We start from the raw sequence: 18,219 nt of genomic DNA, 5'->3' as shown, positions 1-18,219 counted from the left end.
AAAGCGATCCGCGGGAAGACAACGCCGAACAGGATGCGGCGCCAAGCTTCGAGACACTACCCTGTGAATGCGAAATCGTCATCGCTGCCACTGTCGGGAGAAAACCGCGATAGCCCCGATTGATAGCTGCGGAGCAATAATCTTCGACGATCATTATTGGACCCTCGGCCGCCGGCTGTCCACCATCCCCACGGCAACAACAAAAAAGCGAGACGAGCCATGGGAACAAAGCAAAGCCGGATTCTCCTTTCGGCGATCATGACAGCGATCCTGTCCACCCCTTTGCGAGCAGAAACGCTCGTGGTCAACAGCTACGGCGGCCCCTACGAGGAGATCATAGAAAAAGCGATTATCGAACCGTTCGAGGCCAAGTTCGGTATCGATGTCATTTATGATCCAGTCGGCTCGGCGTCGCAGGACTATGCGAAAATCAAGGCGACCGGGGGCCGACCGGGGTTCGATGTCGTCGTCATGACCGCTTCGCAGTCGCTGCAGGGCTGCCGTGACGGCGTGCTGGAGAAACTTGACGCGGCTGCGATCCCGAACCTTGCCAAACTCATGCCGAGATTGTCAGCCGCGGCCGGTCCCTGCGGTGCGGTGCACGAAGTGCAGTACATGTCGCTCCTCTACCGGAAGGACAAGCTTGCCACGCCGTCGTCCTGGTCGGCGCTCCTCGCCCCCGAGCTGAAGGGGAGGATCGTGCTGCCGACGTTTCAAAACATCATGGCCATCTACCTCGTGGAGATGATGTCCGTGATCAATGGTGGCGACCTTGTCGACAATCTCGATCCGGGATTCAAGGCGATGGAAGCCGTCGCCAGGCAATCCATCGGATTCGAACAGTCATCTGCCATTCTCGAAAGCTACATCAAGGACGGCACGGTCTGGGCCATGCCTTTCTGGAACGGCCGCGCTCAACTCCTCGTCGATGCCGGCTTACCGGTTGACTACATCCGTCCCAAGGAAGGCACCATTCCCCTCATCGCCACGCTCAACGTGCCCGTGGGTGCGCAAAACAAGCAATCGGCCATGAAGTTCATCGATTTCTTCTTGGAAAAGACAAGTCAGGAAGCCTGGATCGGCGGCTATAAGGTCGGGAGCGCGCGAACCGACGTAGAGGTCCCGGAGGCGATTCGCGCGCGGCAGATCACCTCGGAAGCTGACCTTGAGACCCTGCTCCTTCCGGACCTGTCGCTCGTCGCCGAGCGCCTGCCGCGCTGGGCCGAGCAGTGGGACCGCGATGTCGTTCCCCAGGCAGACTGAGAGATCGCGATGAACACCATCACAGTTGCGGTTCCGGCGGCGTCTCTTTCTCCAATCCGAAGATCCTACAGTTTTATGGCTTTGACGCCAGCTGCCCTATTCCTGAGCGTCTTCTTCGCGCTTCCGATGGGAATGATGATCGGCATCAGCTTTTCACAAGAGGAGGTCGGTGGATTTTCCGTCGAGAGCTACCGACGGTTTTTCACCGACGGGCTTTCGGTTGCAGGATTCTGTCGCACGGCCGTCATGTCCGGACTGGTCGCGATCGCGGTTACCGTGCTGGGGTATCCGGTCGCCTATTTTCTGGCTCGTTCCAGAAGCCGGTGGCGCGCTCTCGTCTTTGCCCTTGCGCTTGCACCGGAACTTGCGGGCGTGGTGCTGCGGACCTACGGATGGCTGATCATTCTGGAAGACCGCGGCTTCATCAACGATGTTCTCCTTGACCTCGGTCTCATTTCGTCGCCGCTTCCGCTTTCGAAGAATCTCTTTGCGGTCGTGGTCGGCCTGACGCACGTCGTGTTGCCGTTCGGCATTCTCTCGCTGATGACGAGCATTCAGGGCATCGACGAAAGTCTGGAGCGCGCGGCTCAGATGCTCGGTGCCTCGCGCGTCTCCGTCGTCCGCCACGTCATCCTCCCGCTTTCCGTTCCGGGACTTGTCAGCTCGCTGCTGCTTTCGTTCACCATGGCCGCGAGCGCCTACGCGACACCCGCACTCCTTGGCGGCGCCGGTTTCAAAGTCCTGGCGACGATGATCTCCGAGCAGGTCCTCTTCTACGTCGACTGGCCCTTTGCCGCCGTCATGGCCAACGCGCTTCTCCTTCTGATGCTGGTGATCTCGTTCGTTGGCGTGCGGTTTGAAGCGCGGCACCGTACCAAACGAAGCGGCGCCGGGGGGGCCACGTCATGAACTGGCTACTCTCGGTCCTCTTCCGGCTCATGCTAGCCGGCGTCCTCACCTTCATCACGCTGCCACTTGCCGTCGTAATAGCGGCCTCATTCAGCCCGACCTCCGCAGTCACGTTCCGGCCGTGGGAGTGGACGGCGCGGTGGTACGGCGACCTTGTCTCGGAGCGCTGGCTTCTGCCCTTTCTGCTCAGCGTCAAGATTGCGGTGATCGTCTCTATCGTCAGCGGCATCATCGGCGTCATGGCAGCCTATGCCGTCTTCTATGAAAAGATACGTGGCAGTGAGGCGGCGATGTCGGCGCTTCTCTCGCCGCTGTCGGTGCCGCAGATCGTCAAAGGCGTCGCGATCGTCCTATTCCTGTCACTTGTCGGGCTGCAGTCCTTCCTTGGCACGCCTGCGCTCATCGCCGCCCACATCGTCCTCGCCCTACCCTTCGTCGTGAGAATGGTGGCGACGTCTATTGCGAACTTCGACCGCAATCTGGATCGGGCGGGTCAGATCCTGGGGGCGAACAAGCGTCAGCGGGTGCAGTACATTCTTTTGCCAGCGATCAGGCCTGGTGTGCTGTCAGGCATGACCTTCGCCTTCATCATCTCCTTCAATAACATTCCGCTGTCGGTGTTCCTGGTTCGACCAGGCGATACGACGCTGCCGATCACCGTCATCAATTACCTCGAATACAGCCTCGATCCGGTGATGGCGGCAGTCAATGTCGCGTCGATGATTTTCATCCTCGCGGTGATCTTCCTTTTTGAAAAGATCGGCGGATTTTCCGTCAAACTCCATGGTGGCAGCAAATGAGCAGCATCGATATTGAACTCGTCTCCGTCAGCAAGTCCTTCGGGGCGGTCTCCGTCGTGAAGGACATTAGCCTGCAGATCCCGCAGGGTGAGTTCGTCAGTATTCTCGGACCTTCCGGCTGCGGGAAGACGACAACGCTCAACATGATCGCCGGCTTCAACCAGCCGTCGGTCGGCGATATCAGGATCCGCGGGAGGAGCCAGGGCCGCATTCCACCAGAACGGCGAAATATCGGCTTGGTGTTTCAGAACTACGCGCTCTTTCCGCACATGACGGTCGCCGACAACGTCGGCTTCGGCCTCAAGATGAAAGGCACGGCGAGATCGGAGATCGAGACGAGCGTGGCATCGGCACTGCGAAGTGTTCATCTTGACGACTACGGCGCGCGCTATCCGAGGGAATTGTCGGGCGGACAACAGCAACGCGTGGCACTGGCGCGTGCCATCGCGCCACGCCCATCCGTCCTGCTCCTCGACGAGCCGCTCTCGAATCTCGATCTGAAGCTTCGAGAGGCCATGCGGCTCGAACTCAAGGAGCTCCAGCAGCAGCTCGGCATGACGTTCGTCTACGTGACGCACGACCAGGAAGAAGCGATGGCGATGTCCGACCGGATCGTGGTGATGTGGCAGGGGGTCATTGCCCAAACGGGCGGGCCCGCTTCGATCTACCGTCATCCGGCGAGCTCATTCGTGGCGGATTTCATCGGGAAATCGAACATCCTCACCATCGAAGGGACGAGCGAGCAGGAAACCACCCTCGACCTTCACCTGTCCGGGAGCGCGATCAGCTTGCGGGCAAAGCGCCCGCCGAACCGTCAGCAAGCCCGCTTCTGCTGCATCCGGCCCGAAGACATCGCGGTGCTGAACAACACTGGTGACGCCGGCGGGTGCAGCGTCAATCGTCTGTCCGGAACCGTGCGCCGAGTCATCAACCTCGGTCCGTCGCTGGAGCTCGCGGTCGAGATCGATCCGCATGTCGTCTTGACGGTGCTAACACGCTCATCGCTGTCGGCCTCACTTCCGGTTATGGGCGACGTCGTCGCGCTTTCCATCGACCCGGACGACATCCAGGTCCTGCCGGAATAGCCGATGGCGATCGATACGCCACGCCTATCAATCCGATCCAATCGATATTGGCGATGCTTCCCTCGCCCGCCCTACGATCATCGCGACCTTAGAGGAAGGTCAGCAACAGGAGTTTTAGGAATGCTCACCAAAATCAGGCTTCGCGCCGTTCAGCATGCCAGCAATGTCTGCGGCGATATCGAGGGTTTCGACTTCAATGACTATGACGCCGACGACATCGCCGCGGTGCGAAAGTTCTGGCTGCAATATGGCGTCGTCCGTTTCAAGAAGGCGGGCATCACCGACGCCCAGCAGGTGCAGTTCTCGCATCACTTCGGCGAGTTCGTCATCCATCCCAAGCAGCTGCAGGAAGGCGGGCATCCGACCCACCCGGAAATCCTGGTCATCAGCAATGCGATGAAGGACGGCAAGCCAAGCGGCGCGATGGGCAATAGCGAGGCGACGTGGCACACCGATACGTGGTTCTACGAACGCCCGCCGGCGGGCGCGATCCTGCGTGCCGTCGCTGTTCCGCCTTCAGGCGGCGACACCTATTTCCTCTCGACCTATATCGCTTACGACACGCTACCGGCGCCTCTCAAGAACGCCGTCGATGGGCGCCAGATCTTCTTCCAGAACGTCTACGACAAGACGGGCAAACTCAGACTTGGCAAGTCCACGCCGAAAAGCCAGGACTTCCGCGAATGGAGCGGCATCGTGCATCCGTTGGTGCGCACACATGGTGAGACCGGCCGCAAGGCACTTTACCTCGGTGGAACGACGGAAGGCGCTTGGATCGTTGGCATGAGCCGCGATGAGAGCGACGCGCTGCTCGCCGAACTGTGGGATCACACGACGAACACGAAGCATATCTTCGTGCAGCAATGGGATGAGGGCGACATCATGATGTGGGACAATCGTTGCACCATGCACCGCCGCGACTCCTTCGATCCCGCGTCGATCCGGATCATGCATCGCACCACCACTTCCGGCGAGCGGCCGGTCTGAGCCGATCAGGCACCACTGACCGAACAGAGAAAGCCCAATCGATGACAGCGTTCTATCAGATGATCGACAGAAGCCCTCCCCTGCCCGCTGACCTGATCGAGCGACTGTCATCGGTTGATACGGCGACCATCGGCCATGTCGAGCACCTGGGATTTGTCGGCGGTGATATCCGACCCCTATTTCCTGCCCGCGTGGCCGGTGCCGCCTTCACCGTCGCCGCTCCCGGCCGTGACGGCGTCATCATCTACAAGGCGATCGATCTCCTGTTGCCCGGTGACATCCTGGTGATCTCGCGCGTCGATCGCGACGACATCGCCTGCGTCGGTGGCGGTGTTGTTGCCGCCGCAAAGGCCAAGGGGGCTGCGGGCATCGTCATCGATGGTCCGTGCACGGATGTCGATGAGATCATCGCCACCGGCGTTCCCGTGTGGTGTCGCGGCGTCTCCGCCAAAACCACGAACCGCCAGTTTCAGATTGGCGGCTCGCTCAATGTTCCAATTGCCTGCGGCGTGGCCGCGGTTCTGCCTGGCTATGGGGTGCTTGCCGACAATGAAGGTGTGTTCGTGGCCGATCGCGACCGCATGCGGATCCTCGCTGACGCGGCATTGGAGCGCCAGAAGCGCTCGGTGGCTGTCCGGTGTCATTTGGCCTCCGGCCGGTCGATCTTCGATTTTGACAAGGAGCCGAGGTCTTGAAAATCGCCCTCGTTCAAATGAGTTCGCAGCCCGATCGTGCCCATAATCTTGCCGAAGCCGCGCGACTGATGCGCGAGGCTATGATCGGCAGACCCGACCTGATCGTGCTGCCGGAACATTTCGACTGGCTTGGCGGGACGGTCGCGGACAAGAGGCGCGCGGCGGACCGCGTACCAGGTGGCGAAGCATATGACCTCGTTCAGCAGTTCGCAAAGGATAACGCTGTCTGGGTCCATGCCGGTAGCCTGATGGAGCGCCGCGGCCAGGATCACCGTGTCTACAACACCACCGTGGTGTTCAACGCCACGGGCGAGCAGGTCGGCCTCTACCGAAAGATCCACCTCTTCGACATTACCGCACCCGATGGAAAGACCTATTCCGAGTCTGCCGCGGTGGCGCCGGGGCGCGACCTGTTCATCTATGAACTCGACGGCCATCGGATCGGCTGTGCAATCTGCTACGACCTTCGTTTTTCGCGCCTGTTCGATCGCCTCGCGGAGGAAGAGGTCGATATCTTCGTCCTGCCCGCCGCTTTCACCCAGCAGACCGGGCAGGCTCATTGGGAGGTGCTGTGTCGGGCACGCGCGATCGAATTCCAAGCCTATTTCGCGGCCTGCGGACAGTGCGGAAGCTATGCGATGCCGGACGGAGAGCTCCGCCGGACCTTCGGTCATTCCATGGTGTGCGATCCGTGGGGGCAGATTGTCGCGCGGGCCGAAAACGACGTCTGCGTGCTTGTGGCGGAAATCGACCCCGCTCGACTGCCTGAGGTTCGGCGCCTGATCCCGATGGCCGAGCACCGCGTTTTGCTCGCGGATAGGCAGGTTCGCCTGTCCCCTGGGACCAAGCAAAGGCGTTGAGATATCATCCCTGCCGCGGCTCGTCGATGCGGCCAAATTCGACGTGACCGACCTCGAGCGCCCGGGCCAGTTCGTGGAACATCACGATCGTTGGATAGCGCTTTCCTCTTTCCAGATCGCTCAAAGACTGCTGGCTGAAGCCTGGCCGCGGGCCGACCAGCTCCGGCGGACGTGCCTCCTCCGTCGCCGAAACTTTGCCTTCTCTTTATCGACAATGCGGAAGCTTCATCAAAGCTTGATCTAGCGGCCCGCAGGCAGGTGCTAGGTTCTGCCTCGAGGAACGACGTCTTGTCGTTGGAGGAAACAATGTTCGACACTAGCACGGACAGCGATGTCCGCTTTCTCACCCGCCAGGATTTGCAGTCGGCTGGCGCGGAGCTCACGATCGCGGAAATCCATGCAGCCATAGATGCTGCATGGGCGGATATCAACAGCGGGCTGGCTTTCGGGGGAAAGGCCGTCCTCTCGCTTCCAGAGGAGGAGTTCTGGCAGCGGGAGAGCGTCGCCCCGTTCAGGCGCGACTTCGTCGACGAGCGCCTCGGCTGGAAGCTGTCGGCTCTCTATTGCGTCAATCCGACCCATGGCGGCGTCAAGATCATCGGCGCAAACGCCTTCAATCGGCATCTTGGCCTGCCTCGCTCGACGTCGACTGTCGTCCTTTTGGAAAAACGGACGCTTCGGCCCTTGGCGATACTCGACGGGACGGCGATTTCCGCGCTGAGAACGGGCACCTATGCGTCGAAGGTGGCTCAGCTGTTTGTTCGCAGCCAGGCACCTGTATCGGGCTTCATTTTCGGATCGGGACCCGTCGCCCGAAGTGTGGTCGAATGCCTGAACTTCGCCTGTTCCGACTTGATTGGAGACATCTTCATCCGCAGCCGATCGATTGAAGGCGTGGAAAGACTTCTGTCGGACTTCGCCGATCGGACATCTTTTCGGCTTCACGCCGTAACCGACAACCAAAGGCTGAAGGAATGCGCCCTGCTGATTACCGCCACGAATGCCCGCCAGCCGCTGTTTGAGGACGAGGAGTTGAACAGGGATGCGGTGACGCTTCATCTTGGCGGAGACGAAGTGCCCGAAACCTATCTGCAGCGAGCCTTGAAAAGCGGGACCGTCGTCTGTGACGACATCCAGACGGTCTCGCGCAGAAACTCGCAAAGCATTGCCCTCCACTTCTCCCGAAAAGGGCTTTCTTTGGAGGAGATCGGTCCGTTGCTTGGCGTGCGGGAGCTCTCTGCGCCGAACGGCTGGGTCCGAGAGGCGGACACGCCGGTTTGCGTAACCTGCGTCGGCCTGCCGATGCTCGACCTTTATGCCGTGCAAGCGACCTATGAGAAATACCTCGCTCGCACGCAGGAAAATGCCTGAAGGGCTGTCCGAGCGATGAAGACGCCCACAAATTCCATGTACACCACGCACCTCCTCGCCGAGCACGTCCATTCGTTCTCCTCAGCTCCGCCTGCGGTCGGCACTCGTGACACTGCCTTGCGCTGTATTCTCGATCTTGTCGGGGCGGCGGTTGCTGGTTCTGCGCTTCAGTGCAGTCGTGCGGCCCGTGATAGCGCTGCCGCGCTCTTCGGCAAAGGCGAGGCGGCCATTTGGATGACGGATCGGACCGTGATGCCCATCGCGGCCGTGATCGCCAACGCGACCGCGGCGTCGGCGCTCGACCTGGACGACGGACACCGCGCAGCGCGCGGACATCCGGGCGCCTGCGTTGTTCCAACCGTCTTGACGTTGGCGCCGTTTGCCAGCGTCTCGGCCGATGACGTCCTGTCGGCAATCGTTTCGGGTTATGATGTCGGCGTCAGAGTGGCGGCGGCCCAAAATGCCCAAGGAATTCAGACCCGGCAGTCGGGACGGTGGGCCGCTTTGGCCGCGGTTGCGGCAGCGGCGTCACTCTTCAAGGTCGAGCCGCCATTGATCGCGCAGGCGCTTTCGATCGCAGGCGTGCTTGCCCCCAATCAACAGGCCAATGGAAGTTCGGGCTACTCCCGGCTCACGGGCAATGACGTCAAGGAAGGGATTCCCTGGAGTGCCGCCACCGGTCTCATGGCTCTCGACCTCGCCCGCAACGGCTATACTGGGCCGGAAGATCTGCTCGATCATCCCGGCTACTACGACAGGCAGAGGATACTGGAAGGACTGGGGCAGCGTTTTGAAATTTGCGGCACCTATTTCAAGCCTTATGCCTGTTGCCGCTATATACACCCGGCGCTCGATCGCCTCTTCGATCTTGTGAAGGTTCACGAACTGAGGGCCGCGGACATCGTCTCGGTGGAGGTAGAGACCTTTGGCTGGGCGCTCAAGCTCGGCAACGTGCTTTCGCCCGCGAACCTTGTCGACATTCAATATAGTCTTCCCTATTGCGTCGCCATTGCAGCGATCGATGGCCGCGGCGCCCTTGCTCCCGTCAGCGAGAGCCTTCTTCACCGGCGGGACCTCACTGAACTCGCGCGCCAGGTGAGGATCACCGTCAATCCCGAGATCGACGCGCTCTTTCCCGCCGAGACGCTGGCGAAGGTGACTGTCGAGACACGACGGCACAAGTACGTCTCGGCACTGGATGGCCCCTCCGGCGATCCCCAGCGTCCGATGGACTGGCACGCGATCGAAGAGAAGTTTTTGCGCGTCACGCGGCATGCCCTGTCGCCTTCCAAGCAAGAGGCGATCATCGATGGCGTTCTCGGCCTCGCGGGTGGAGAGCTAGACCCATTTCTACGGCTTCTGCGCTTTCCAGGGTAGGACACGGTACCGAGCCGATGCCGACCACTATCCTTGTCGGCAGATGAAACTGACGCAATGACGGGCATCGCCTCGGGGCGGTCGACACCATAGTGCGCACGCGGTCAAGGCCGCCGAGGTCGGCGTCCCACGCCCCGCTAACGGCGCTCTCCCATGGCGTAAGCGTGCAAATCCCCAACCCCCATCGCCCCGTTGAACACCACAAGCTGCCCGTTTGCCACGACATGGCGGACACGACCGAGATTGTGGTTCTCAACGATGGCCACGTCGGCGCGTTTGCCCTTTTCCAGCAAGCCACGATCGGCCGCAAGCTCCGGGAAAGTTTTCGAGACGTTGCCGGTCGCAAGCGCGATTGCGGCCGGCAGCAAAAGCTGGCTCTTTCGCACCATTCGCTGTATGGCCGATAGAATACTGTCCCAGTCGCCACCGGCAAAATCCGTCGATAGGGTATCGACGAGCCCCGCTTCGACCAGAGCATCGATATTTGCGGTGTCGTTGCGCCAGCGTGTTTCGATGCAATCGAGCGTCGAGACGTCGATTGTGACGCCGCGCTCCCTCAGTTGCTGCCCGAAACGCACTGCCTCTTCGGGAAGGAACATCGGGTGGTTCGAATGCCCAGCGATGATGCGGGCCTTTGGATATGTCTCCGCAAGCTTGAGCAGTGTCGCCGCGGTGGGTGCCGCATTGTGAAAGATTGCCGGAAAATCGAGGCGTTCAGACGCTGCCGCGATCTCGTCAAAACCCTTCAGTGAGAGCGCCACGGGCGGCATCACCGTGTCGCGGATCAGCTTTATGAGGTCGGACGCACCAATCTTAGCGGCGAGACCGCATTCGATCAGAAGAGCATTGAGCCGCGAAAGATCGGGCAAGCCACGATCGAGATAGCGGCCGAGCACGGCTTCCTTGAGTGCGCGCGCCTCTTTCGGATGGATTGATATTCCGGTAGCGGCCTCGATAGCTGCGGGTATGAAGCGGTAGTCCTGTGCCCCGCCACCGAGCGTCTGCCCGCCGCCTGCTTCTCCGAGTGCCTTTGCACCTTTGTCGACCATGTCATCGATGCGCGCGATCTTGTGCCGCTTCGATAATCCACCTCCATCAATCGCGATCGCCGCAGCCAGATTGCTCGTGGTATGCGCCGTCGTCAGATGGATATCCATCGCATGGCGCTGGTTCGAGGGGCCATCGATCTCGTCCGGCAGCGCCAGGCCGCAGACGTTGAGCAGGGTTGTTGTCCCGGACAGGAGATGTCTGTTTCTGAAGTAGTCGACATCCGTGGGCCGGACGGGCACCGACCCGCTCGGCATGGACGGACCGTGGATGCACCCATGAGCATGCGCATTGACGATACCGGGAATGACCGTGCACCCGGTGGCGTTGAGGACGATAGCCTCGCTTCCGGCATCAGCCTCACCCCGAGCGACGTCGATGATTCCTGTCCCACGGATGCGCACGACCCCACGGTCGTGGAGCGTCGTTCCATCGCCGGTGACAATTCGTCCGCCGACGATGACGATTTGAGTGTCAGGGGGCATTTGACGGGACCTCTGTTTCCGACCAGCCGGTTGCCACGAGCCCATAGCCGACACCGCGAACCGTCCTGATCGGATCGGTGGGCGCGACCGCCGTCAGGGTCTCGCGCAGCCGACCAATGTGAACGTTGATGGTTTTTGGATCGACGAAGACACCTGCCGGCCAGGCCGCCGACGCGAGCTCATGCCTCAGATAGATGCGCCCGGGATCCTTGAGCAGATGCAGCAGAATGGCGAACTCCAGACGCGGGAGGTGCAACTCGACGCCGTGCCTCCAGACCCGCCGCGCCAGCACATGCATTTCGATGTCGCCGCACGACAATCGGTCCTGCGAAGCGCCTGACTGTGATGAAAGCGAGTGCAATGCGCGCAGGAGATGGTCCGGGGAAATGGGCCGCACGAAGCTTTCGTCGGCGCCGGCATTGAGGAAATCGGCATATTGCCGGGCGGAGTTGGCCTCGACCAGCGCGATGACCTTCAGTCCTGCCGTCGTCGTATCGCCTTTCAAGCTTCCGCAGGCGGAAACCGAATTCGCCACCCTGCCATCGATTACGACGCCCCGCACTCCAACAGTCCTTGCCGCGGCGATCGCCTCGTTCGCGCTGGTCGTCAGGAGCGTCTCAAAGCCGGTCTGCCGAAGTATATGGCGGGCAAACAGGCAGAAATCCGCGTCCGTTGAACCGATGACAATGGTCGGCTTCACTGGGCTTTCACCGAGGGTTGTGCGGAGCGTGAGGCCGTACGATCCCACGGTGTCTGAGGAAATTCAAATGCTGTCTGCGCCTTGGGTATTAAGATTTATGTCCCGCGTTCCGCGCTGTTTCGCGCCGATTGATCGTGATTTCGCATGGATGCCGTTCGAGCAGAATTGGAAAGCCCAGGCGAACGCGCGCATCCTCTTTCCATCAGCGACAATCGGAGATGAACATGAGTGTGGCGCGATCGGTCAGCATGAAGAGCTTGGATGATGCTTCTCCTTCACCGTCGAATGGCCCGCCCTCCCCGCGAGCAGGCGTCAGCGGCTCTGCCTGTCTTGACTGCGTTGCCTGCCGGCGGCGTCTTTCGGGGAATTGTCCGGTGCGCGCACTCCCAGAGCAGGAACTGTCACGGGCGGGCTCGGCTGGCGATTGACGAGGTCAGATCGCGTCATTGACGTCTGAAACACGCCTGTTGCCATCCTCGGCCTATGAGACGAGGCATGTCAATGCCCGCAGAATTGCAGGTTGGCATCGGGAAGCCAACCTGCGATTTGTTCAGCATCGGCGACGTCAACGCACGTTGCCGATAGCGCGCCAGCAAACCGTGGACGGCGGGAGTGGGATCGGGCACCGGGAAGCCGCATCGAGAGAAGAAAACGGAGATCATGATCGCGGCTGCAGGCGGGGACGTCGGGCAGACGCTAGCGGACGCGGTCATCCACGAGGGCATGATGGCTACGACTGTCACTTTCGGTGCGCGGACGCGTGCCCTCACCGGCAGGCACCGGTTTGATCTGATGATCCTCGATGCCGTCGTCCGGCCCGAAGATGCGCTTCATCTGTGCCGGCAAATCCGTACCCTCAGCACGATCCCGATCATCGCGGTCGTTGCGCAAGGGCGTGAGGACATCATCCTTGCCGCTTTCGAAAGCGGAGCTGATGATTGCGTCTCCAGTCCCTTCGGGACGAGGGAAATGATTGCCAGGATCCGCAGCGTGTTGCGACGGGCATCGCATGATCGCGCGATGCACAGCCTGCCAAAGCCTTTCCGATTCAATGGGTGGCGCCTCGACACATGGCAACGCACGTTGCGGCGACCGGATGGGGCCGTGGTTAACGTGACGGCGGCCGAGTTCGACTTGCTCGTCGTCTTTTGTCAAAACCCCGGCAGGATACTCAGCCGGGAAGAATTGCTTAGCTCTACTCACGCAGGTCTGGCGGGTCCCATTGAACGGAGCATCGACGTTCACATCAGCCGATTGCGACACAAGATCGAGGACAATCCCCACAACCCAAGCCTCGTCAAGACCGTGCGGATGGGCGGCTATTTTTTTGCCGCGGTTGTTGAAACCGATGGATAGCGAATTTGTCGGATGCTCTGCGGCTCGTGGGCGATGTCACGTTGTTTCATCAAGGGCAAGGTTTTTGTCTGATCTGGCTGCGGCTCAGGGTTTTGCGGCCCAATGCCTCGGGATATCCACCGGCCAGAACCGCCGCCATCAGGTCGTCTCCGACGATTGGTTCTCCGGCCTTGGCTTCGTTTTGAAAGGCGTCGCGCAGGAAGCTGTTGCTGGCTGACCTGATCTCGCTTTGCGCAAGCGGTAGCAATCGTACGACCTCCATGCGCCCTGCGAGCGAGTCTGCCACGCGTGGCAACCGCATTAGATTGGCTGAACCGGTCAGGAGGAAACGCCCTGGGCGCTGGTCGGTATCCACGCTTTCCTTGATGGCCAACAACAGCTCGGGAGCGCGCTGAATTTCATCGATGATGGCGCGATTCATGCCTCTCACAAAGCCACTGGATCCTGTCGCGCTAGACGATCAGTACGACTCGTGTGTCTGACATGGCCTCGGCAACGCGTTGCTCAACGAGTCTTCGATAAAGTGCCACAGCTTCATGCCTTTAAAATGACCATTTGAAACCAGGGTTATGACCAATTGAAAGTGAAGGTGTGACCACTTGAAATTCACACAGCGGCTGATTGAAACAGGAAACCAATAGCGAGTAGCATGCAAAATCGCAACATGATGTAGCCGAGCGGCCACGTAGGCGCTGCCGAAGCTTTCGCGGCGGTTACCGGAACTGACCGGCCGACGGCGGATTTCACCTCCTGGCAATCGGCAATGCGGTTGATTTGGCAAACGACTTGAGCCCGCATACTAGTGGTCGAATTCCACATGATCGCCATCAGCGAACTGATCAACGACCCGGCACACTATCCTCGAAGCAAGCCCCAACCGCGGGCTGTGCAACTACAACTGCAAACGTTCCAAGCCGTAGAGGGGGTGTGAGCGCGGCTCTGTGAACGAGCTGAATTTGCGCGAACGTTTCAGTCTGCGACGCCTGGGGCCAATACCCTGCGTCGCCGAGCGCAGCGCCCGCGCCTGATCGTCAAGTGCGCCGCCCGGAATGAGTGCCCGGAAGATGTCCCACGGGGGCCGCAAGCTCGTCGCGGCCTGCTTGGGGCGCGAGAGATTGACAAATATTAAGTTTTGTTGCTCGGGGCGCCAACAGGTTGAAGGATATTTGTGACACATCTAAACCGATCAGCGCGGACGCCACGCAAACGCGTGCAGTTTGAGTTTAAAAATCACCAAGGGAGATCCTTATCGCTGAACGGCCATAGCCGATGCGTCGCCCGGGTCGCCAGCCAGATTTCCAGGGAGCAAGTGATCCCATGCATGGAAGTTCTCTTTTCGATCGATTGATCGACGCGACGGTCGCCGCCGCCAACGAACATTCCCTCAAGGCGGCATTGAGCGACGTTGCTCGCGCGCATGGATTTGAGCGTTTTGCATACCTCAATCTCCATACCGCAAAGAGCTTTGCCGTCTCCACCTACCAGAAGGAATGGCAATCGCTTTATTTCTCCCGTTCGTATATGGCCATCGATCCTGTGGTGACGGCAGCCAAGCGACTGCGGCGGGCTTTCAGATGGTCGGTCGATGTTGAACGCCGGCGCGCGGACGACAGCGTCAAGGAATTCTACGATGCCGCGGCTGAATTCGGGATCCGGTCAGGTCTGTCGATTCCCATCTGGACGGGGTTTGGCCAGTTTGCCATCTTGACGCTGGCCTCAGCCAGGCATCTGGAGACCACGGGACCGGACGATCTCGACACGGTCGGCGCGGCTGGCGCGGCGGCACTGATCCATGCCCGGCTCCAAGGCACAACTACGCCCACCCAAAGACCCGACTTCATTTTTTCCGATCGCGAGGCGCTATGCCTGCGATGGGCGGCCGAAGGCCTTCCGATGCACTCCATCGCCGATGTGACGGGCCTGACCTATCACACCGTCCGCTGGGACCTCGATCGAGTAAAGGCCAAGCTTGGCGTCTACACCCAGAAACAGGCCGTGGCGGTCGCAAGCCGGTTCGGGCTGATCTGACGGCCTAGCTGGCGCATATAGATCAGTTGCGATAAGCCCCCGGGAAAACGACGTCCTGGTCGACCAGCACGTTGAACTTGTAGCCGGGCCTGATTTGAAGTGTCGGCTGGACGTCGAGGTTTTTGCCCACGCTCCGTTCGGCTAACCGTCCGAACACATCCGCGAAATTCCGCCGGGCAGCGTCCGAGGCGGTATCCTCCGTCGAACTCTCCGGCATGGCCATATCGACCCCTGTGCCGATAAGAGCGATGAGAACCGCTGAACCGAACGTTTGAAGGTAATGCCGGTCGATTTGGTCCCGAAAGCCACCATAGCCTTCAGCGTCGGTCCCCGCCATGCCGCCGAGCTGCAGGGTCGAGCCGTTGGGAAAGATGATATCGGTCCAGATGACCAGCACACGCGACTGACCGAAAGAGATCTTGTGATCGTAGCGGCCGAAGAGCTTGGCACCTTGCGGGACGAGCAACTGGTGGCCGGTGGCGCTGTCATAGACATTCTGGCTTGTCTGGGCGGTAATCCGCCCCGGAAGATCGGAGCTTATACCGGTCATCAGCGTGGCGGGGATGACCGAACCGCGTTTCAGCTCGTAGCGGGAAAGCTGAGGCACCACCTTGTTCGGCAGATAGCCGATATCCTTGATGTCCTGGTTGAAGAATGATTCTTTCGCTGACTGCATGTTGGGATCGCCGTTTTGCCCTGAAAGTCCCGCCTGCATCGCCGCGGCGTACAGGTCGGAGGCCCCGGCAGGTATTTTTGCGCTTTGGGTATTCGCCTGGGACGTATCGGCGCCGGAAAGATCCTTTAGACTGACATCGATGGCAAGTGGTGAATCAAGCGCCGCGGCTTTGGCTTGAAGACGTGCCATTTGCTGGCGATGGCGCTCCCGCAGGAATTGCTCTTGCTGCTCGCGGCCGAGGCGGGCAAGCCATTCTTCTTCCGCCTCGAGACCGGGTTTATTGCGCGCCCTTTCGGTTTTTTCGGTTTCGACCGTCTGTTGCGGCTTCTCTTCTTGCCTGTTGCTGACCGGTGCCGGCTGATAGATCTGTGTCTGCTCGGGATCGCCGATGATGGCATCCTTGACGCCCCGCTTCAACTGATCGGCATAAGTGGAGGCCGGCGCGTTCGAGGCCTGACCAATGCCATCCGCCCCTTGAAAATAAAACCCGCGGGACGAAAGACCATAGCTGATCACGCCGAGAAAAAGCACGATCAGCGCGATGGCGACGATGATCGGGATGCGGTTCAGCCGCTTGTTGCTGCTGTCCTTGTTTGAAGCGCCGCCAAGCTGAAGCGATTGGACCACCTCCTCCCCTCCCCTAATTGCGCCTGACGGAGACGGGGCTGGCCGGCGATGCGCCGGTCGCGCTGGTGGCATAAGCCCGCGCGAGTTCAACCGAACCTGCCGATATCGAAACAAGCGCCTGCCCTTCAAGATCGTCGACGCCATAGGTTAGGGCAACCATGCGCTGCTTCTCGTCGCTCCCCTGCGCCGTCACGACCTCATAGCCCCATGCCTTCAGGGCAGCTTCCATGGCTTGCCCGAAGGGCGTGGCGTCCCCATTCCATTTGACCCTGTTGATCCCCGGGTCGACCTGTTCTGCAAGCCGACCGACCATATCGCCTGCGATCGCGCTGGCGGCAGGGTCGGAGAGGTCTGGCGAGGCTGAGCTGGCGGAAGGGCCGTCCGCGGCGGTCGTGCAGCCTGACAGCAGGCACCCGATGACAGAAAGTAGGAGGCTTCGCATGGTCACCCTCCCCTGCGAATGGTGATCTTCTGCTTGTGCTTTCCAACACCGGAGATGAGAACCGCGCGGTCGATATTATAGTCCACCACCATCATGTCGTTCTTCATTCGGTAGTTGACGACCCGATTTTGGCCGCCTGAGACGACAAAAAGCACCGGCGCGTCCTGACCGGCGATCGAGCGGGGAAACTGGATGTAGGTCTTCATACCGTCCGAATAGACGCGCATGGGCTTCCACGAGGCTTTGCCGCTCACCGAATAGGCGAAGGTCAATTGCTCCGACGGGACGCCTGCTCCCGGCGTCCTTCCAGCTTCCAGGCGGGCGTTGACATCGGCAAGCTTGCCCGACACATCTTCCGGATAGTCGAAGCCGACGCGCGCCATGTACTGGCTTGTGTGTGATTTGAGCTGGATATGATAGGTCCGGCGCGAGGTCGTCACCACCATGGAGGTGACGAGGCCCGGTTCCGACGGTTTGACGATGAGATGGATCGCCTGGCCAGCCGCAGCACCGGACGTTGCCGGTTCGACCTTCCATCGGACAGTGTCACCAACAAGCACATCGCGAACGACCTCGCCGCCCTGAAGCTCGATGTCGCAGACCTGCAGCGGCGAACACACCACCGACGGCTGAGTTTCTCCAAACAAGAAGATAACCTTTCCATCCGCCCCCTTGGTGACGAGCCCGGTGGCCCCGCGCCACTTTCCCGAAAGGTTCGCGCCCTTTGCTTCGTTTGCGGTCATGCTCTGCGCCGTGGCTCCGTTCGTCGTAAGGACGACGATCCAAGCGCAGCCAAGGGCCGCGAGATATGTTGCTCTTCTCATTGAAGTTCCCTGCCCTTAAAGCTGCGCGGTCCACTCGAAGTCCTTCAGATAAAGGCCGATCGGATTAAGCCTGATCACGCCCTCGTCCTGTGGCGCCGTCAGCGTAACGGTCGCAATTCCGCGGTATCGGCGTGTTCCGGTTTCCTTGCCCTTCCGATCGCGCTCGAATTCCGTCCAGTCGATTTGGTAGGACTGGTTGGAAAGGGCGACGATGTTGCTGACTTCGATCGCAACTGTCGCGTTCTTGGCTTTCTCGAATGGCGAATTGCCGCGGAACCAGGCATTGATTTTCTCGGTGGACGGGTCGGATGTCCGCAGCAGCGCATAGGTCCGATCGATGTATTGCTTCTGAACGACGGCGTCTGGCGTCACCGACCGGAAGCTTGTGACGAACCCACCGAGCGTGGCGCGAACCACCCGTGGGTCGGCATATTCGATCTGCTGGGGAAAGCCCGCGCTGACCGAGGTCCCAAGCTTGTCGACTTCGACGATATAGGGGACGAGTTTGACCTGCGTGCTCAAATATAGCGCATAGACGAAGCCGATTACGGCCATTGCCAGTGCGATCATGCCGACAACGCGCCACGCTGCCGCCGCCCTGACATAGGAACCATATCGTTCGTTCCATTCCTGCCTGGCGGCGAGATATGGGTTCTCAGGGGCGCGTTGCATTGCCATCGACCGATC

Annotated in this window: 20 protein-coding genes; 12 read left to right on the top strand and 8 right to left on the bottom strand. The window is 60.4% G+C overall.

Translation table 11 applies throughout. The annotated features are described in order from the left end of the window. Nucleotides 1-219: 219 nt before the first annotated feature. The 7 genes from A6U98_RS11000 (at nt 220) to A6U98_RS10970 (ending at nt 6,599) form a co-directional block, all read left to right on the top strand. The gene (locus A6U98_RS11000) at nt 220-1,263 is read left to right on the top strand and encodes an ABC transporter substrate-binding protein (protein ID WP_003554544.1); all 1,044 of its coding nucleotides are present in this window, start codon (nt 220-222) and stop codon (nt 1,261-1,263) included. A gap of 9 nt (nt 1,264-1,272) precedes the next feature. After that, the gene (locus tag A6U98_RS10995; RefSeq protein WP_003554542.1) at nt 1,273-2,172 is read left to right on the top strand and encodes an ABC transporter permease; all 900 of its coding nucleotides are present in this window, start codon (nt 1,273-1,275) and stop codon (nt 2,170-2,172) included. Continuing rightward, nucleotides 2,169-2,972: an ABC transporter permease subunit gene (locus A6U98_RS10990; protein WP_003554540.1), complete on the top strand. Its 804-nt coding sequence runs from the start codon at nt 2,169-2,171 to the stop codon at nt 2,970-2,972. Before A6U98_RS10995 ends, A6U98_RS10990 begins: the two co-directional genes overlap by 4 nt. Then, nucleotides 2,969-4,057, top strand: a complete 1,089-nt coding sequence (locus A6U98_RS10985; RefSeq protein ID WP_064649804.1) for an ABC transporter ATP-binding protein — start codon at nt 2,969-2,971, stop codon at nt 4,055-4,057. The genes A6U98_RS10990 and A6U98_RS10985 overlap by 4 nt, the downstream gene beginning before the upstream one ends. Before the next feature lie 120 nt (nt 4,058-4,177). After that, nucleotides 4,178-5,044 carry a TauD/TfdA family dioxygenase gene (locus A6U98_RS10980; RefSeq protein ID WP_003554536.1) on the top strand — a complete coding sequence of 289 codons (867 nt, stop codon included), beginning with the start codon at nt 4,178-4,180 and terminating at the stop codon, nt 5,042-5,044. 41 nt (nt 5,045-5,085) lie between these two features. Continuing rightward, nucleotides 5,086-5,739, top strand: a complete 654-nt coding sequence (locus tag A6U98_RS10975) for a demethylmenaquinone methyltransferase (RefSeq protein WP_003554534.1) — start codon at nt 5,086-5,088, stop codon at nt 5,737-5,739. Beyond that, a complete protein-coding gene (locus tag A6U98_RS10970) occupies nt 5,736-6,599 on the top strand; it encodes a carbon-nitrogen hydrolase family protein (protein ID WP_082933874.1) in 864 nt (287 codons plus the stop codon). Before A6U98_RS10975 ends, A6U98_RS10970 begins: the two co-directional genes overlap by 4 nt. A 4-nt stretch (nt 6,600-6,603) precedes the next feature. Here A6U98_RS10970 and A6U98_RS36740 read toward each other — a convergent pair whose 3' ends face one another. Further along, on the bottom strand, nt 6,604-6,723 hold the full coding sequence (locus tag A6U98_RS36740; protein WP_245304505.1) for a hypothetical protein: 120 nt from the start codon (nt 6,721-6,723) through the stop codon (nt 6,604-6,606). A gap of 182 nt (nt 6,724-6,905) precedes the next feature. Between A6U98_RS36740 and A6U98_RS10965 the strand changes: the two genes are divergently transcribed. Together A6U98_RS10965 and A6U98_RS10960 are read left to right on the top strand one after the other, a co-directional pair. Further along, nucleotides 6,906-7,970: an ornithine cyclodeaminase gene (locus A6U98_RS10965; RefSeq protein WP_003554529.1), complete on the top strand. Its 1,065-nt coding sequence runs from the start codon at nt 6,906-6,908 to the stop codon at nt 7,968-7,970. Between the two features lie 15 nt (nt 7,971-7,985). Next, complete coding sequence (locus A6U98_RS10960; protein ID WP_003554527.1) at nt 7,986-9,347, top strand: MmgE/PrpD family protein; 1,362 nt, start codon at nt 7,986-7,988, stop codon at nt 9,345-9,347. A gap of 137 nt (nt 9,348-9,484) precedes the next feature. Here A6U98_RS10960 and A6U98_RS10955 read toward each other — a convergent pair whose 3' ends face one another. Together A6U98_RS10955 and A6U98_RS10950 are read right to left on the bottom strand one after the other, a co-directional pair. Beyond that, the gene (locus tag A6U98_RS10955) at nt 9,485-10,879 is read right to left on the bottom strand and encodes an amidohydrolase family protein (protein WP_064649802.1); all 1,395 of its coding nucleotides are present in this window, start codon (nt 10,877-10,879) and stop codon (nt 9,485-9,487) included. Beyond that, complete coding sequence (locus tag A6U98_RS10950) at nt 10,869-11,579, bottom strand: response regulator transcription factor (RefSeq protein ID WP_064649801.1); 711 nt, start codon at nt 11,577-11,579, stop codon at nt 10,869-10,871. Before A6U98_RS10950 ends, A6U98_RS10955 begins: the two co-directional genes overlap by 11 nt. Nucleotides 11,580-11,646: 67 nt before the next feature. Between A6U98_RS10950 and A6U98_RS36735 the strand changes: the two genes are divergently transcribed. Both A6U98_RS36735 and A6U98_RS10945 read left to right on the top strand, forming a co-directional pair. Next, complete coding sequence (locus A6U98_RS36735) at nt 11,647-11,844, top strand: hypothetical protein (RefSeq protein ID WP_156667832.1); 198 nt, start codon at nt 11,647-11,649, stop codon at nt 11,842-11,844. 395 nt (nt 11,845-12,239) lie between these two features. Continuing rightward, nucleotides 12,240-12,935, top strand: a complete 696-nt coding sequence (locus A6U98_RS10945; protein ID WP_210320541.1) for a response regulator transcription factor — start codon at nt 12,240-12,242, stop codon at nt 12,933-12,935. A gap of 49 nt (nt 12,936-12,984) precedes the next feature. Here the strand turns inward: A6U98_RS10945 and A6U98_RS10940 are convergent, their stop codons facing one another. After that, nucleotides 12,985-13,356, bottom strand: coding sequence for an AAA family ATPase (locus A6U98_RS10940; RefSeq protein ID WP_245304504.1), 372 nt, complete (start codon nt 13,354-13,356; stop codon nt 12,985-12,987). A gap of 923 nt (nt 13,357-14,279) precedes the next feature. Here A6U98_RS10940 and A6U98_RS10930 point away from each other — a divergent pair. Further along, nucleotides 14,280-14,963 (top strand): autoinducer binding domain-containing protein, encoded by a 684-nt coding sequence (locus A6U98_RS10930; protein ID WP_245304503.1) that lies wholly within the window; start codon nt 14,280-14,282, stop codon nt 14,961-14,963. A 22-nt stretch (nt 14,964-14,985) separates the two neighbouring features. Here the strand turns inward: A6U98_RS10930 and trbI are convergent, their stop codons facing one another. Genes trbI through A6U98_RS10910 form a run of 4 tightly spaced genes read right to left on the bottom strand, consistent with a single transcriptional unit; the run spans nt 14,986 to nt 18,210 of the window. Beyond that, nucleotides 14,986-16,266 (bottom strand): IncP-type conjugal transfer protein TrbI, encoded by a 1,281-nt coding sequence (gene trbI / locus A6U98_RS10925; protein WP_064649797.1) that lies wholly within the window; start codon nt 16,264-16,266, stop codon nt 14,986-14,988. Between the two features lie 13 nt (nt 16,267-16,279). After that, nucleotides 16,280-16,708, bottom strand: a complete 429-nt coding sequence (gene trbH, locus A6U98_RS10920) for a conjugal transfer protein TrbH (protein ID WP_064649796.1) — start codon at nt 16,706-16,708, stop codon at nt 16,280-16,282. Nucleotides 16,709-16,710: 2 nt separating this feature from the next. Further along, on the bottom strand, nt 16,711-17,532 hold the full coding sequence (gene trbG / locus A6U98_RS10915; RefSeq protein ID WP_064649795.1) for a P-type conjugative transfer protein TrbG: 822 nt from the start codon (nt 17,530-17,532) through the stop codon (nt 16,711-16,713). A 15-nt stretch (nt 17,533-17,547) separates the two neighbouring features. After that, complete coding sequence (locus tag A6U98_RS10910; RefSeq protein WP_012760245.1) at nt 17,548-18,210, bottom strand: conjugal transfer protein TrbF; 663 nt, start codon at nt 18,208-18,210, stop codon at nt 17,548-17,550. Nucleotides 18,211-18,219 lie beyond the last annotated feature (9 nt).

Origin of the sequence: Rhizobium sp. WYCCWR10014, from assembly GCF_001657485.1 — a bacterium.
Classification (GTDB): Bacteria; Pseudomonadota; Alphaproteobacteria; order Rhizobiales; family Rhizobiaceae; genus Rhizobium.
The sequence above is the reverse complement of the archived record's forward strand: the minus strand, read 5'-3'. Positions and strand labels throughout refer to the sequence as shown.

Coding starts and splice junctions, on each gene's coding strand:
- A6U98_RS10955 (WP_064649802.1), bottom strand. CDS start 10,879: ATGCCCCCTGACACTCAAATCGTCATCGTCGGCGGACGAATTGTCACC.
- A6U98_RS10910 (WP_012760245.1), bottom strand. CDS start 18,210: ATGGCAATGCAACGCGCCCCTGAGAACCCATATCTCGCCGCCAGGCAG.
- A6U98_RS10965 (WP_003554529.1), top strand. CDS start 6,906: ATGTTCGACACTAGCACGGACAGCGATGTCCGCTTTCTCACCCGCCAG.
- A6U98_RS36735 (WP_156667832.1), top strand. CDS start 11,647: ATGCTGTCTGCGCCTTGGGTATTAAGATTTATGTCCCGCGTTCCGCGC.
- A6U98_RS10985 (WP_064649804.1), top strand. CDS start 2,969: ATGAGCAGCATCGATATTGAACTCGTCTCCGTCAGCAAGTCCTTCGGG.
- A6U98_RS10980 (WP_003554536.1), top strand. CDS start 4,178: ATGCTCACCAAAATCAGGCTTCGCGCCGTTCAGCATGCCAGCAATGTC.
- A6U98_RS10975 (WP_003554534.1), top strand. CDS start 5,086: ATGACAGCGTTCTATCAGATGATCGACAGAAGCCCTCCCCTGCCCGCT.
- A6U98_RS10990 (WP_003554540.1), top strand. CDS start 2,169: ATGAACTGGCTACTCTCGGTCCTCTTCCGGCTCATGCTAGCCGGCGTC.
- A6U98_RS11000 (WP_003554544.1), top strand. CDS start 220: ATGGGAACAAAGCAAAGCCGGATTCTCCTTTCGGCGATCATGACAGCG.
- trbG (WP_064649795.1), bottom strand. CDS start 17,532: ATGAGAAGAGCAACATATCTCGCGGCCCTTGGCTGCGCTTGGATCGTC.
- A6U98_RS10995 (WP_003554542.1), top strand. CDS start 1,273: ATGAACACCATCACAGTTGCGGTTCCGGCGGCGTCTCTTTCTCCAATC.
- A6U98_RS10940 (WP_245304504.1), bottom strand. CDS start 13,356: ATGAATCGCGCCATCATCGATGAAATTCAGCGCGCTCCCGAGCTGTTG.
- trbH (WP_064649796.1), bottom strand. CDS start 16,708: ATGCGAAGCCTCCTACTTTCTGTCATCGGGTGCCTGCTGTCAGGCTGC.
- A6U98_RS10945 (WP_210320541.1), top strand. CDS start 12,240: ATGATCGCGGCTGCAGGCGGGGACGTCGGGCAGACGCTAGCGGACGCG.
- A6U98_RS10960 (WP_003554527.1), top strand. CDS start 7,986: ATGAAGACGCCCACAAATTCCATGTACACCACGCACCTCCTCGCCGAG.